This is a genomic window from Cupriavidus pauculus (genome assembly GCF_003854935.1).
Taxonomy (GTDB): Bacteria; Pseudomonadota; Gammaproteobacteria; order Burkholderiales; family Burkholderiaceae; genus Cupriavidus; species Cupriavidus pauculus_C.
Map to the genome: position 1 here is coordinate 1,817,083 of NZ_CP033970.1, position 14,344 is coordinate 1,831,426.

Below are 14,344 nucleotides of genomic sequence, written 5' to 3' on the forward strand. Positions count from 1 at the left end.
TACATCATCAGGAGACCTGACATGACCACCCTGCAAGCGGCGCAAGCCGACCGCGTCGTCCCTTTCAAGATGGCCCACCTCGTGTACCGCTGCGCGCGCCGCGCGGAGACCGTCGCGTGGTACCTGGCCGTCTTTCAGGCAAAGCTCGTCTTCGAGGACGACGTGCTGACCTTCATCACCTACGACGAGGAACACCACCGCCTGGCGTTCTTCAACATGCCCGACATTCCGGCCAAGCAGCCGGAGGCTGCGGGCGTACACCACGTCGCCTACAGCTATCGCTCGGTCGGCGAACTGCTTGGCACGTACAAGCGCCTGAAGGAAGGCAACATCCTGCCGGTCTGGTGCATCAACCACGGCCCGACCACATCGCTGTACTACCGCGATCCCGAAGGCAACAACATTGAGCTCCAGGTGGACAACTATCCGGATCCGGCAGACTGTTCCGGCTTCTTCCAGACCGAGGCGTTCGCCAGCAACATCATGGGCATCGAGTTCGACCCCGATGCGCTGGTCGCCATGTGGGAGGCCGGCGCCAGTGACGCCGAACTCTGCGCGCTCGGCGCCGCGCGTGCGGCCGAGCAGAAGGGCCCGCAATAACACCAGGGATACACCATGAAACTCGCGACCTACCAGAACGCTACCGGCAGCATCCATATCGGCCTCGTCGTGCCCGGCGGCCTTGTCCAGATCGACGCGGCGCTGCCCGACGCCCCCCGTGACATGATTGGCCTGATCGACGCCTTTCCTGTCTGGCGTGAACGGCTGGAAGCGCTGGCCGCCAGCGGCCGCGTCGACACGGCGCTATCGGCCGTCACGCTGCTGGCGCCCATCCCGCGCCCCGGCAAGATCATGGCCATTGGCCTGAACTATGCCGACCATGTGGCCGAATCCGGCATGGCAAGGCCGGCCGAGCAGCTATGGTTCGCCAAGATGCCGACCGCCGCCACCGGCCCCTACGCACCGATCGAGCGTCCGCGCGTGTCGGAGCAGCTCGACTACGAGGCCGAGCTGGCCTTCATCATCGGCCGACGCTGCAAGCACGTCAGCCGCGACAACGCCAGGGACGTGATCTTTGGCTACTGCGTGTCGAACGACGTCAGCGTGCGCGACTGGCAACTCCGCACGTCGCAGTTCACGCTCGGCAAGTCGTTCGATACGCATGCCCCGTTTGGCCCGTGGATCGTGACGGCGGACGAGGTGCCCGATCCGCATGCACTGGGCATCCGCTGCTTTGTGAACGGTGAGAAGCGCCAGGACTCCAGCACGGCGCAACTGATCTTCGATTGCTACGATCAGGTCGCCCATCTGTCGGCGGCCATGACGCTGGAGCCTGGCGACGTGGTCATGACTGGCACGCCGGGCGGGGTAGGCGTGGCGCACAAGCCGCCGTCGTGGCTGCGTGCGGGCGACCGGGTGCTGGTCGAGATCGACGGACTGGGCGAGATCGAGAACCGCGTGGAAGAGGAGGGCGCACGATGAACACCATCACCGCGACGCTGGATACGTCCGCTGTGGCTGCCGAAATCCGCCGGCTGGAAGCGGAACGCTGCAAGGCCCTGGTGGCGGGCGACATCGACACGCTGGATGCGCTGGTCGCGGATGACGTGATCCATATCCACGCCAATGGCCAGGTCGACGACAAGCCAACCTACCTTGCCATGGTGCGCGACAAGATCGCATTCCTGTCGGCCAGCCGCGACCACCTGGAAGTGCGCATCCAGGGCGACATGGCGGTGGCGGTGGGCCGTCTGCTGCAGTCGATCGAGATGCGCGCCACCGGGCAGCGGATCGACATGGACGTGATGACCTCGCAGGCATGGCGACGCGAGGCCGACGGATGGCGGCAGGTCACCTTCCAGGCGACCAACCGCTGAGCTGGCCGGTCCGCGATTGTCGTGCCCGCGCGTGCCCCCGCTATCCCATCGGTAGCGGGGGCATTTTCCACGCCGAGGCGCATGCTTCAGGGTTGCGCGGCGGCGGGGCCGGGCTCCAGCGCGTTCTCGCCCAGCAGCATTTCTTCCAGCCCGCGCCCGCCGCGAATCATCGGCCAGACGTTCTCGCTGCCGTCCACATGAATGTCCAGGAAGACCGCGCGGTGCTTCTGCGCCAGCGCTTCGCGCAGGGCCGGCTCCACGTCTGCGGGCGTGGTGACCTGGATGCCGACGTGCCCGTAGGCGCGGGCCAGCGCCGGGAAGTCGGGCAGGGCATCCATGTACGACTCGGAATAACGCCGTTCGTACTCCACGTGCTGGAGCTGGCGCACCATGCCCAGGTAGCCGTTGTTGAGCGAGACGATCTTGACGGGAAGGTTGTACTGGCGGCAGGTGGACAGTTCCTGGATGCACATCTGGATCGAGCCATCGCCGGTGACCGTAATAACGTCGTGCTCCGGAAAGGCGTGCTTGACGCCCATGGCATACGGCAGGCCCACGCCCATCGTGCCAAGGCCGCCGGAATTGATCCAGCGGCGCGGGCGGCCGAAACGGTAGTGCTGGGCCGCCCACATCTGGTGCTGCCCGACATCCGAGCAGATGAACGCGTCGTCGCCGGCGATCTGGCACAACGTCTCGATCACGAACTGGGGCTTGATGCGCTGCGCATCGCGCTCGTACGCCAGGCATTGCGTGGCACGCCAGGCGGCAATGTCGCGCCACCAGGCCTCGCAGTTGCCCGGTGCGGGTGGCGTGTCGCACAGCACGGCGATCAGGCTGCGCAGCACGCGCCGCGCGTCGCCAACAATCGGAACGGTCGGCTTCACGCGCTTGCCGATGCTGGCCGGGTCGATGTCGATATGGATGATCTCGCGCGGCGTGGCGGCAAAGCTGGCCACGTTGCCGATGACGCGGTCGTCGAACCGTGCACCGATGGCGACGAGCACGTCGCAGTCCTGCATCGCACGGTTGGCCTCGTAGGTGCCGTGCATGCCCGGCATGCCGACAAAGCGAGGATCGCTGGCAGGAAAGCAGCCCAGCGCCATCAGCGTGGTGGTCACGGGTGCGTCGACCAGCCGCGCCAGTGCGGCGACTTCGGCTGCGGCTTCAGCGGCGACCGCGCCACCGCCCACGTACAGATAGGGACGGCGCGCTGTGCGCAGCAGCCTTGCCGCCTGGCGGATCTGGCCTTCGTGGCCGTCCAGCGCGGGGCGGTACGACCGGATGTCGATGGTGGCCGGGTAGTCGAATGCACCGCACGCCAGTGCCACGTCCTTCGGAATATCGACCAGTACCGGACCGGGCCGGCCCGTGCGGGCGAGATGGAAAGCCTTTTTCAGCGTGACGGGAAGCTCGGCTACGTCGCGCACCAGGAAGTTGTGCTTGACGATGGGCCGGGTGATGCCGACGGCGTCGCACTCCTGGAACGCGTCCTCGCCGATCATCGCGGTGGGCACGTTGCCGGACAGCACGACCAGCGGAATCGAATCGAAATACGCGGTGGCAATGCCCGTGACCGCGTTGGTAACGCCCGGGCCAGAGGTGACGAGTGCCACGCCAACTTGGCCGCTGGCGCGCGCAAAGCCATCGGCGGCGTGCACCGCAGCCTGCTCGTGACGCACCAGCAGGTGGCGCAGGCCGTCCTGCGCGGCGATGGCGTCGTAGATCGGCAGTACCGCGCCGCCCGGATAACCCCAAACCGACGTCACCCCTTCGGCCAGCAACGCCCGTACCACCATGTCGGCACCGCGCATGACGGGCGACGCTGCGGCGCGCGGCGCAGCAGGAACGTTGTTGGGGCGAAACTCGGGGGCCGGCATGTTCATGGCGTGATCTCCGTCGAAGCTCGGAATCTTGAAGAAAAGAGGTGCATCGATTCTAAGAAGAAGGCCCCGGCAGAGGCTGCTGCAATCGCGGGCGCCAGATGCGCATCGCAGTGAAACGTACTGCGGCAGGCTGCGCAGGCAGCCGATTCTGCGGGGGTGGCGCGACGCCTGAATCCGGTGCAAGAATGCAGCCAGCAAAGAGGCTGCAGAACAAGGCGTGATGGCCACGACCGTCACCGCGGAGACGACATGATGATGACAACGACCCCACATCCGCCCGCTTGCGACGGGGCCGGCGACGCGCCGGACCATCGCTCGCGCGTCGCGCAGGCCAAGCGCGTGGCCACGCGGGCACGTATCGTGTCCGCCATTCTGGACCTGGTGTCGGACCCGTCGAACCTGACGGTGTCGATCGAAGACGTGGTCAAGGCGGCCGGCATCGCTCGCGGCACGTTCTACAAGCATTTCGCGTCGCTGGACGAAGCGATGCTGGCCATGGGGCGCGAGGTACGCGACCAGTTCACCGCGCAGATCCTGCCGGCCCACGATCTGCTCGCGGACCCGGTGCAGCGCTTCAGTTGCGGCATGTACTGCTTTCTGGCGCACGCCCATGGCGACCGGCGGTGGGCCGGCTTTGCGCTGCGGGAAGAACTGGTGCCGGGCCGCTCGTTGCTGCTCGATTGCGTGTTGGCGGACCTGCGGGCAGGCGCGCTGCAAGGCCGCATGGAGATCGACGATCTGCAGGCGGCGGTCGATCTCGTGCTGGGCACCGTTCTCGAAGGCATCCGCACGTTGTACTTCCGCCGGACACGGTATCCGCAGCAGTACATCGACACCAGCATGCGCATGGCGCTTCGCAGTCTCGGGGTCGACGCGAAAGCGGCAGCGTTTGCTCGCGCCTACGCAAGCCGATGTGAAGCAGCAGGGCCTGAAAGCGCTGACAGAACGTCAGAGTGACGGACATTAACGTGGGAATCGGGGGCAATTCCTGACGCGGGCGGCCTTGTGGCGGCAATGGCTGATCTCTAGAGTGGACATGATTGTCGATATGACAGATTCATATAACTCTGGAGACAAAGATGAACAGCATTCCCCGTGCGTTCCGCGCTTGCTTGTTGGCCGCGGCGCTGCTGCCCGCCACGGCCTTCGCAACGGAAAACGGCCTGGGCACCTATCCCATCGGCGTGAATACGGTGCTCAATGGCGTGCTTCCGCCACCGGGCGGGACACAGTTCTACAACTACTCGCTGTTCTATGTCGCGAACAAGTTCGCGGGTCCCGACGGCAACGCTGCGGTACCCGGCTTTCGCAGCGCCGTGTTCGTGGACGCGCCGCGCGTGGTGCACACGTGGGGCACGATGCTGGGACCGTTTGCGATATCGAGCGGCATCGTGGTGCCCGTGGCACGGGTCAATGTGGATGCGGCCGGGAGTTCGGGTACCCGCACCGGACTGGGAGACATCATCCTGCAGCCGTTCATGATCGGCTACACCAATCCGGACAAGACCTTCTTCACGTTCCTGTCGCCAGATGTCAGCTTGCGGACCGGGTCGTACTCGTCGACGCGCCTGGCCAACATCGGCACCAACTACTACGCATTCCAGCCCAACCTGAACGCGACGTGGTTTCCCTCGCCCAAGTGGGAGCTGTCGGCCACGGCGCAACTGGAAGTGCATTCACCGAACCATGCCACGCAGTACCACTCGGGAACGATCGGGTCGATCGACTGGCTGGTTGGCTACGCGATTGGCAAGAAGCTGCAAGTTGGCGTGCAAGGCTATTACCTGAAGCAGGTGTCGGACGACAAGCAGAACGGGCAACGCGTGGGCCCGGATGGCTTCCGGGGACAGGCGGCCGCGATCGGGCCGCAACTACGTTATGTCTTTGGCCCCGCGGCTGCCGTTGTCCTCAAGTATCAGCATGAGTTTGCAGTGCGCAACCGGTCGAAGGGGGAGCGCATCTGGATCGAGTTCGCGTTCCCGATCTAGTCAGGCCGCATCGTGGGCCAGGAAGCGGTGGCCATCCTTTGAATTCAGGTTCAGCGCCCAGAGCGGGCGGCTTGCGGTCAGCTCACCGCTGGCCCAGGCCTTCAGATAGGACTGCGAGAAGGCCACGCCGTGGTCGCACAGGTCGTCGGCACAACCGACGGCTTGCAGCGCCATGCGCGTGGCGGCGTCCATATAGGCGGGCGGGTCGTCCACACCGTGACCAATCGCCTGGATGCAGCGCGCCGATGCGCCCATCAGGAAATCGGTGGCGGCCTCGATGTTGTCGATGCGGAACTGCCCGCGCGCCTTGCCGGCGGCAAGGTCGCCGGACATGTATTTGGCAAGCTGCGCGGTGTGCGGCCAGGCCTCGATGCGAATCACGAACCCGGCCCACTTGCGGTCCAGCAACGCGCGCACCATGAACAGCCGGAACCCGACGGCCGCTCGCTGCCAGGGTTCCTCCAGCACGTTGTAGACGGGCAGGATGTCCGTCACCATCTGGTTGTTCATCTCCTGCCCGATCGCGTTTATGACATCTTCCAACGACGTGAAGTAGTTGTAGAAGGTGCCGCGAGAAACTTTCGCCTCGCGAATGACGTCGTCGATGACCGGTGCGGCGCCGGTCTGTTCGCCGATCACGCGCATCGCCGCGTCCAGCAGCTTTGTGCGCATCAGCAGACGCTTCTTCTCCGCCACCTTGGTGCGATGGTCGCTCACGTTACCTCCGTCATTTTTGACAGATCGTCATACTGACAAGTATAGCCAAACTGTGACGTTGAGAATCGTCCGCTCGCACGCAGCATCGCTTCCCGCCAAGAACGTGACAATACACGGCGCGCGGCGCGCGAAGTCCGGGGCATTGCTCCACATCGGGTATCCTCCGCGATGCGTTTCGTGTTGCTTTGAGAGGAAGTTGTGTCGCGCAGCAGTTGGGCCGTGGCTGTTGGGCCACTTTTAGGGTTGTTCATTGTGAGTTTGGGAAGCGGTTTCATGTCTTCCCTCACGTCTCTCCGCCTCGACGCCGCGAACGTTTCGGCAACGATGATCGGTGCCATTTCGTCGGCATATTTTGTAGGGCTGACGCTCGGCGCGGTTACCAGCGACCGGCTGATCTCCCGGATCGGGCACATTCGCTCGTACAGCAGCTTTGCCTCCCTTGTCGCCATTACCTACCTGCTCCAGGGATTGGTTTTCGATCCCTGGGTCTGGCTCCTGCTGCGTCTTGTGAATGGCTGGGCGATGGTGGGCATCTACCTCGTCGTGGAAAGCTGGTTGCTACTCGTCGGGGATACGAAGTCCAGGGGGCGGTTGCTGGCGATCTATATGATCGCGCTCTACGGATCGACCATGCTTGCCCAGATGAGCCTGGGCGCCATTGGATCCGTGGCGGCGAGCGCGCCGTTCATGGTGGCCGGCGTGCTCGGGTCCATGGCGGTATTGCCCATGGCCGTCCTGCCGAAGACTGCACCGGACGTGGCCCATGCCGCGCCGCTGATGCCACAGGATCTCGTGCGCATGACCCCCGCAGGTGCCATCGGCAGCTTCGGTTCCGGCGTGGGCATCGCGGCGGTCTATACGCTGCTGCCGATCTACCTGCAGCGAGAGGGCATGAGCGTTGCCCAGGTCGGGCAGTTAATGGCCTGTGCCATCTGCGGCGCCATGGCATTGCAATACCCGGTAGGTCGATGGTCCGACAGGGAGGACAGGCAGACCGTCCTGCTTGCCTTGAGCGTGGGGTGCGCGGCGGTTTCCTTGGCCGTGCTGATCCTTCCGAGTTATCCGCCATTGTTGATGGCGCTGATGTTCCTGATCGGTGGCGGCATTTTCGCCATTTACCCGGTGGCGGTGAGCCACTCGGCGGATCGTGCGGAGGCCAGCGAGCTGGTACGCGTCATCCAGGGCATGCTGTTGATCAACTCGGTTGGTTCGGCAATCAGTCCGTTGATCATCTCGCCGCTCATGAACCGGTTAGGTGCCAGCGGGCTCTTCTGGGCGTTTCTCGTCCTGCACGCCGGACTGGCGTCGTTCTTCCTGTGGCGACGCAATAGCCATCCGTCTCCGACTTCGGCCGCGCCATTTGCGGCAACGGCGCAAATGACGCCGATCGGGGCAGAGATTCGTGTGACCGAGGAACTGGTGCAAGCAGTCGCGGACGCGAGAACGGAGGAGGTTGTCTCGTAATCCTTATCTTGTGCCGCGGAGGCAGGAACCTTGTTTGCCTGACGAACTCTCACGCAACGGCCCCTTATGCGGCATCACCAGATCGAGCCTCCCGCCGCGCCAAGCCGAGCATGATTGGCGGGAGCAGTTGGCTGACCAAGCGCTTTTGATATGAACAGCAAGCAACGCCGCAAAGCGTACCGACAAAGTCCCTACCAGGTGGAGACGACTTGGATCTTCCGGGGCGCTCCCGTGACCATCACCCGCGTTGCGAGCCCCACTGCGGTCATCGTCGAATTCGAAGGGGCCGGAGCACGTACCCATGTTCCGACACGAGCGCTGGAGCCCCGCAGCCCCATCGGCACCGGGGGCGAGCCGCTCGTGTAGGCGCAGGCGCTTAGTCGAGCTTGGCGCCCGACCTTTCCACGATGGGTTTCCACGCCTTGTATTCCGATGTCACCAGTTCCGCGAACTGCGCCGCGCTCATCAGCTTCGGCTCGGCGCCTTGCTCGTGGATGGCACGTATGACGTCAGGCCGGGCGAGCACCTTGTTGACCTCGGTTCCGATGCGCTCGACAACATCGGCAGGCGTTTTGGCCGGGGCGAAGATTCCGTACCAGGTGCTGACGTCCACGTTCCTGTAGCCGCTCTCCGCGACAGTCGGCACATTCGGCAGCGACGTGCTGCGCGTTGCCGACGTGACCGCCAGCGCGCGCAGCTTGCCAGCCTTGACCTGCGCCAGCGCGGAGGGCACGGAGGCCACCATCAGGTCGACGTTGCCGGCCATGGCGTCCATCATCGCGGCATTGGAGCCCTTGTAGGGCACGTGCAGCAACTTGATACCGGCCGCCTGGCTGAAGATCTCGGCGGCCAGATGGATGGTCGTGCCGTTGCCGGGCGACCCGTACTTGATGGATTCCGGATGTGCCTTCGCGGCGGCTACCACGTCAGCCAGGGTCTTGAAGCGCGAATTGGCCGACGTGACGATGGCGATAGGCGTGTAGGCGACGTGGCTGATCGCAACCAGATCGCGACCCGGCACATAGGACACCGACTTGTAGAGCCACGGCGCGACCACGAGATTGTCTTTCTGTCCCATCACCAGTTCGTAGCCGGTAGGCGCCGCGCGGACGATTTCCGCGATGCCGAGCGTGCCGCCGGCCCCGGGCTTGTTGTCCGGCACAAAGGTCCATTTGGTCTCCTGCGACACCTGGTTGGCCACCAGACGCGCAAGAATATCGGTGCCGCCGCCCGGCGGGAACGGAATCACCAGCCGGATCGGCTTGGTGGGCCATTGGCTACTGGCGGTTTGGGCGAGTACGGGCGTGGTGGTGAAACCACAGGCCACCAGCGCGGTGGCCAGCATTGCCTTCAGCATTGCGAGGATCCTTGTAAAGCGAATCCTGGGCCGAGCGTTCGCCGTCTTTTAGCGCGGGCTGGTTGGGGGTAGGTGATGACGCCGCTGCTCACGCGTTCATTTCGCGCTGCGGGTGGCACAGGCGCGCAGAATCGAGACATCACTTCAGACAACAGGAATTCGGGATGAGATGCGGCCCGAATTATACCGGTGAAGCAAAACCGGCCGCCGGAAAGGGCAGCCGGGGTGTTGGCACTATCTGGCTGCCACGGCGGCCAGTGCGTCAGTCGCCAGCCGCCGATGGCTTGAAGTCATGACGGTTTCCTTCCCAGGCGTGCCGGTTGCGGAAACGCTCAGTACGGGCTGGCGGTAGGCCGTACGACGATCTCACTGACATCGACATCGGCCGGTTGCTCCACGGCGTAGGCGACGGCACGAGCGATGGCGTCGGGCGTGATGGCAACGCGGCGGAACTCCTGCATCGCCGAGCGCGCGGTGTCATCGGTAATCGAATCGGCAAGCTCGGACTCGACCACACCCGGGCAGACCACCGTCACGCGGATCTTGTCCGTCTCCTGGCGCAGCCCGTCGGAAATGGCGCGCACGGCAAACTTGGTGGCGCAGTAGACGGCGGCCGTCGGCGACACGGACAGGCCGCCGATCGAGGAGATATTGATGATCTGGCCCTGGCCTTGCTGCTCCATCGTCGGCAGGACGGCAGCGATGCCGTGCAGTACGCCACGGATGTTCACGTCGATCATGCGGTTCCATTCGGTGACCTTCAGCGCGTTCAGCGGCGAAAGCGGCATCACGCCCGCATTGTTGACCAGCACGTCGATGCGGCCAAACGCATCGAGCGCAAAGCGTGCAAAGGCGGCCACGTCCTCTGCCGACGTGACATCCAGTTCACGATAGCGGGCGTGGCCGCCGGCTTGCTTCAGCGATTCGGTCAGCGCGACGAGCCTGTCGGTGCGCCGTGCGCCAATCACCAGGCGGTGGCCTTGCGCGGCAAGCAGGCGGGCGGTGCCTTCGCCAATGCCGCTGCTGGCGCCGGTGATCAGGATGACTTTCGATTCGGTGGTTGAGGTTGCCATCTTGCTTACTCCTATTGTCGGTTCGGTTCTGGCGGTGCCTGCCCGCGATTGCTCGAGGAAGACGCACGCCGGCTGCGGCCTGCAATGAAGCGGAAGGGGTTCGTCAGCCGGTGAATGAATGGTAGGGAAGGGGCGCCCGGAAGCGAATACACGGTCCGATGCCGTTATTGCCTATTACTATTGAATGCACTGGCACGGCTGGCTGAGGGCCAACTACAATGTCGTCCATCGCGACAACAGGAGAGTGCGGTGTCGAACCTCCGCAATCCCGCTTTCACCCGCATGGTCAGTCTGCTGGAGAGACTGGCGCCCAACGAGGGATACACCCAGTCGGCGCTTGACAGCGTGCGGCTGATGCGTTCGGACCGGCCGCTTGGGCGCACGCCGGTGCTGTACGAGCCTTGCATCGTGATCGTTTGCCAAGGGCGCAAGCTTGGCTTTCTCGGCAACGAGGTCTATGTCTATGACGCACAGCACTACCTCGTGCTGTCCGTCCCGCTGCCGTTCTCGACGGAAACGGAAGCTTCGCCGGAGGAACCCCTGCTGGCGGTGTCCATCCGTCTGGACCTGATCGAACTGAGCGACCTGATCACGCAGATCGGGGCCGCCGGACACCACCCCGAAGCGCAGCCGACCGGCATCGTTTCCACCTTGCTTGACGGCGATCTTGCCGGCGCCACGATCCGCTTGCTGGAGGCATTGACGGTGCCGCTGGACGCCCAGGTGCTGGGGCCAGGGATCGTGCGGGAGATCTGCTATCGAGTGCTCACCGGCGAGCAGGGGGCGGCGATGCGTGCCGCGCTGGCGCATCACGGCCGGTTCGGACGCGTGGCCCGGGCACTCAAGCGGATTCACACCGAGTATGCGACGCCGCTCAACGTCGCGCGCCTGGCCGAAGAAGCGGGCATGAGCGTGCCGGCGTTTCACGCCAACTTTCGCACCGTGACGCAGACATCGCCAATCCAGTACATCAAGTCCACGCGGCTGCACCAGGCGCGCCTGATGATGATCCGCGACGGCGTGACCGCGGCTGCTGCAGCGGGACGAGTCGGCTACGAAAGCGCATCCCAGTTCAGCCGGGAGTTCAAGCGGCTTTTTGGGCGGACGCCAGTCGAGGAAGTGCGTGACATGCGCGAATCCTTCACGCTTTCGCCGGCCGTCCGCTTCGGTGGCTAGGTAGTGGCTTGCCGAATGCCTATTTCCCGTGGCACTTCTTGAACTTCTTGCCGCTGCCGCACGGGCACGGGTCGTTGCGGCCGGGCTGGTCGCCCCTCACCAGGGCCTCCACCCGCGGGCCGAGGCTCTTCCAGATCTGACGCAGGTCGTAGACAGCCCAGATTGCCTCACCGAAGGTTTCCAAGCGCGCCTGGCTGGTGCTGGGCGGGCCATCCTCGTCGTACATGCAGACCGCGGGCTGGCCGGTGTCGTCCTCGGTCAGGGCGACAATGGCTTCGAGCGCGTCGTCCAGCCATTGGGCAGCTTCCTTGTCGCGTGGGGCGGCCCATTCCTCGGGCCAGTTCTCCACCGCAAACATGAAGCCCAGCGCCCACACCTGGCCAAACGCCGGGATCTCCCGGCCATCCATCTCAGCGCGCTCTTCCTGCGGCAGGCTCAAGATGGCGCCGCGCATGTCCATGACTTCGGGACAGAAGGAGCGTTCGTCCTCCAGCCTCTCCACGGGCTGATCGAGTTGATATTCCACCTCGTTCCATCGACGCTGCCACAGCTCCATGAAGCGGGCCTGCTGGGCCGCTTCATGGAACGCGGGCAGCAACGGCAGAGGGCTGTCCTCGGCCACGTCCAGCGCCGCGCCGTCTCCCAGCAACATGGGCAAGTAGTCGGCAGCCGGTATGCGGCGGCGCGTGCAGACCAGGGCCGTGAGAAAACCGTCGCAGAACTCCCACTGCGGGATTTCCTCAGCGCGCTGGCGCAGGTCGTCCAGCATATCGTCGAGCTCCTGGAGTTCGTCGGGCGTCAGGGAGGTGATTTCAGTCATAAGGCAGATTCGTGCGGTGCAGGGTGGGGATACGCTAGACGCGTCGCGGCGAAGTATAGCGCGGCCTTTTTGGAGAAGTGCATCGCACGATTTTCGCGGCCGCGACGTTTCGGTGCCGCGACAAGTCGCGTGCATCCTCGCTGCCGTTCGCGGGAGCGACTGCCGTTCTTAAGTGGTTCCTGTTGGCTGATCCCGGCTCTCTGCGCAGACGAGGCGCGGGCTGCTGGGCGGCAAAGGGGCAGCTACCGACCCTGAAAGGACAGTCCCAGACGCCCAATGCGGACTGTCGCAGGTCGCTACCGACCACCCGTCAACGTATGACACAATGGCGGAGTTGCGGTTGACGGTGAAACAATATGACAAACACCCGCGCAGCGAACAATAGTGTTCAAGACAGCCCTTGGGCGGCTGCTTTCCCCGCAGTGCTTCGCTCGGAAGTAACCGTCGTTACGGACTTAATTCGACCCAGCACGGCGACTCATCCCGGATCGCCTGTCTTTGTTCGAGGCGAATCACTCAACATCCCGTATCGAATTCACCACGAATGCGATGACACGCTATTTCGTCGGCTGAACGATGCTGAAGCGGATATCTATTCGTGCGTGCTGACGCGGCACCATGACGGACATGTGCGCCAGCGGCATGTCGGGCGGCTCGTCACTTCCCCGGAGCCTTGGATTGTGCCGTTCGTTGTGCACCTCTGCGGCGAGTATGTAATTGAAATCCTCGCCGAGATCGAAGCGAGCCTGCCTTCGATGGATCAATGCGTTTACGGAGCGTTCTTCCGGGAGAACCCGGATTTCTTGAAACGAACGCACGATCGAATGATCAGTTATTGGGATTGCTACTATCGTTGGCTCTACAAGCGAAAACTCGATTACGTTGGGTTTCGGGTGTTTGAGCAGTTCCGCGAATGGTATGTTGCCGGCTAACGCCATTGGCGCATCGATCTTGCTCAAGCACGGACGATTCTAAACAATGCGGATGCTCACGTCGGGTGTCCGCTTCTGGCCGGCGACCGACCGCTGGCGTGCCATCCCCTTGCGGCCACGACGCCACGCTTGATCTCCAAGTATGGCGTCGCGGGCCAACATTGCCTCGCTATCCTCAGACTTGTGCCTGTCCACCGTCCACGAACAATTCTGCGCCGTTGACGAAGCTCGAGTCGTCGGAGGCGAGGAAGAGGGCAGCACCGGCAATCTCGTCAGGCTCGCCTACACGCCCCATCGGGATGCGCGATGCAAGATAGTCGAGCAGCCCCTGCTGCTGCGAGGCATCGGGACCCGCCAGGTCGACCAGGCCGGGCGTACGCGTGGCACCCGGGCTGATCGTATTGACGCGAATGCCGCGGTTCTTCAGGTCCAGAATCCAGCTACGGGCGAACGCCCGAATCGCAGCCTTCGAGGCGGAATAGACGCTGAAAGCGGCGGTGCCTTCAATGGTCGTGGTGGAACCGGCCAGAATCACTGACGCGCCGCTGGAGAGCAGCGGCAACGCCTTCTGCACGGTGAACAGCGTGCCCTTGACGTTGCGGTCGAAGGTGTCGTGATAGTGGGCCTCGGTGATGTCGCCAAGCGGCACCATCGTGCCGCCGCCGGCGTTGGCAAACAGCACATCGAGCCGGCCCTTCTCGGTGCGGATCTGCTTGTAGAGCAGATCCAGCTCTTCAGGCTTCGACGAGTCCACACGCACGCCGGTGGCGTTGCCAATGGCTACGACCGCTGCATCGAGTTCGGCCTGCCTGCGGCCGGTGACATACACGTGCGCGCCTTCGGCGGCGAACCGCTTGGCAGTGGCCAGGCCGATGCCGCTCGTGCCACCGGTAACGAGTGCAATCTTGTTTTCGAGTCTGCGGGTCATGGTGATTCTCCTTGCCTGATATCGGTTGATGTCGTTGAAATTTAGTCGCGGGAGGCGATGTAGGAAGCATATCGACGGACGCACCATTTCGAAATAGAATTGATCGCAAATCATCGTTGCGAAAATGAA

At 63.9% G+C, this 14,344-nt stretch carries 14 protein-coding genes; 8 read left to right on the forward strand and 6 right to left on the reverse strand.

The window, feature by feature from the left end; translation table 11 throughout:
- The first annotated feature begins 21 nt into the window (after positions 1 to 21).
- From EHF44_RS26240 to EHF44_RS26250, 3 genes are read left to right on the forward strand one after another with little or no spacing between them, the layout of a single operon-like run.
- On the forward strand, positions 22 to 600 hold the full coding sequence (locus EHF44_RS26240; protein WP_124686591.1) for a VOC family protein: 579 nt from the start codon (positions 22 to 24) through the stop codon (positions 598 to 600).
- A gap of 15 nt (positions 601 to 615) precedes the next feature.
- Positions 616 to 1,482 (forward strand): fumarylacetoacetate hydrolase family protein, encoded by an 867-nt coding sequence (locus tag EHF44_RS26245; protein WP_124686592.1) that lies wholly within the window; start codon positions 616 to 618, stop codon positions 1,480 to 1,482.
- Positions 1,479 to 1,877: a nuclear transport factor 2 family protein gene (locus EHF44_RS26250; protein WP_216644000.1), complete on the forward strand. Its 399-nt coding sequence runs from the start codon at positions 1,479 to 1,481 to the stop codon at positions 1,875 to 1,877. Before EHF44_RS26245 ends, EHF44_RS26250 begins: the two co-directional genes overlap by 4 nt.
- 86 nt (positions 1,878 to 1,963) lie before the next feature.
- Here the strand turns inward: EHF44_RS26250 and ilvB are convergent, their stop codons facing one another.
- Entirely contained in the window at positions 1,964 to 3,760 is a 1,797-nt protein-coding gene (gene ilvB / locus EHF44_RS26255; protein ID WP_124686593.1) for a biosynthetic-type acetolactate synthase large subunit, read from the reverse strand.
- Between the two features lie 249 nt (positions 3,761 to 4,009).
- On the opposite strand from ilvB, the gene EHF44_RS26260 reads away from it, so the two are divergent.
- Positions 4,010 to 4,717 (forward strand): TetR/AcrR family transcriptional regulator, encoded by a 708-nt coding sequence (locus EHF44_RS26260; RefSeq protein WP_216644001.1) that lies wholly within the window; start codon positions 4,010 to 4,012, stop codon positions 4,715 to 4,717.
- A gap of 122 nt (positions 4,718 to 4,839) precedes the next feature.
- The gene (locus EHF44_RS26265; protein ID WP_124686594.1) at positions 4,840 to 5,748 is read left to right on the forward strand and encodes a SphA family protein; all 909 of its coding nucleotides are present in this window, start codon (positions 4,840 to 4,842) and stop codon (positions 5,746 to 5,748) included.
- On the opposite strand, the gene EHF44_RS26270 is transcribed toward EHF44_RS26265, so the two are convergent.
- Positions 5,749 to 6,465 (reverse strand): TetR/AcrR family transcriptional regulator, encoded by a 717-nt coding sequence (locus tag EHF44_RS26270; RefSeq protein WP_216644002.1) that lies wholly within the window; start codon positions 6,463 to 6,465, stop codon positions 5,749 to 5,751.
- Positions 6,466 to 6,738: 273 nt separating this feature from the next.
- Between EHF44_RS26270 and EHF44_RS26275 the strand changes: the two genes are divergently transcribed.
- The gene (locus EHF44_RS26275) at positions 6,739 to 7,929 is read left to right on the forward strand and encodes an MFS transporter (RefSeq protein WP_124686595.1); all 1,191 of its coding nucleotides are present in this window, start codon (positions 6,739 to 6,741) and stop codon (positions 7,927 to 7,929) included.
- Positions 7,930 to 8,305: 376 nt separating this feature from the next.
- On the opposite strand, the gene EHF44_RS26285 is transcribed toward EHF44_RS26275, so the two are convergent.
- Together EHF44_RS26285 and EHF44_RS26290 are read right to left on the reverse strand one after the other, a co-directional pair.
- Complete coding sequence (locus EHF44_RS26285; protein ID WP_124686597.1) at positions 8,306 to 9,286, reverse strand: Bug family tripartite tricarboxylate transporter substrate binding protein; 981 nt, start codon at positions 9,284 to 9,286, stop codon at positions 8,306 to 8,308.
- A gap of 332 nt (positions 9,287 to 9,618) precedes the next feature.
- Entirely contained in the window at positions 9,619 to 10,359 is a 741-nt protein-coding gene (locus EHF44_RS26290; RefSeq protein WP_124686598.1) for an SDR family oxidoreductase, read from the reverse strand.
- A 282-nt stretch (positions 10,360 to 10,641) separates the two neighbouring features.
- On the opposite strand from EHF44_RS26290, the gene EHF44_RS26295 reads away from it, so the two are divergent.
- The gene (locus EHF44_RS26295; RefSeq protein ID WP_124686792.1) at positions 10,642 to 11,535 is read left to right on the forward strand and encodes an AraC family transcriptional regulator; all 894 of its coding nucleotides are present in this window, start codon (positions 10,642 to 10,644) and stop codon (positions 11,533 to 11,535) included.
- Positions 11,536 to 11,554: 19 nt separating this feature from the next.
- On the opposite strand, the gene EHF44_RS26300 is transcribed toward EHF44_RS26295, so the two are convergent.
- Positions 11,555 to 12,355 (reverse strand): YecA family protein, encoded by an 801-nt coding sequence (locus EHF44_RS26300; RefSeq protein ID WP_124686599.1) that lies wholly within the window; start codon positions 12,353 to 12,355, stop codon positions 11,555 to 11,557.
- 356 nt (positions 12,356 to 12,711) lie between these two features.
- Here EHF44_RS26300 and EHF44_RS26305 point away from each other — a divergent pair, with 356 nt between their 5' ends.
- A complete protein-coding gene (locus EHF44_RS26305) occupies positions 12,712 to 13,287 on the forward strand; it encodes a hypothetical protein (protein ID WP_124686600.1) in 576 nt (191 codons plus the stop codon).
- 175 nt (positions 13,288 to 13,462) lie between these two features.
- Here EHF44_RS26305 and EHF44_RS26310 read toward each other — a convergent pair whose 3' ends face one another.
- On the reverse strand, positions 13,463 to 14,215 hold the full coding sequence (locus EHF44_RS26310; RefSeq protein ID WP_124686601.1) for an SDR family NAD(P)-dependent oxidoreductase: 753 nt from the start codon (positions 14,213 to 14,215) through the stop codon (positions 13,463 to 13,465).
- Positions 14,216 to 14,344 lie beyond the last annotated feature (129 nt).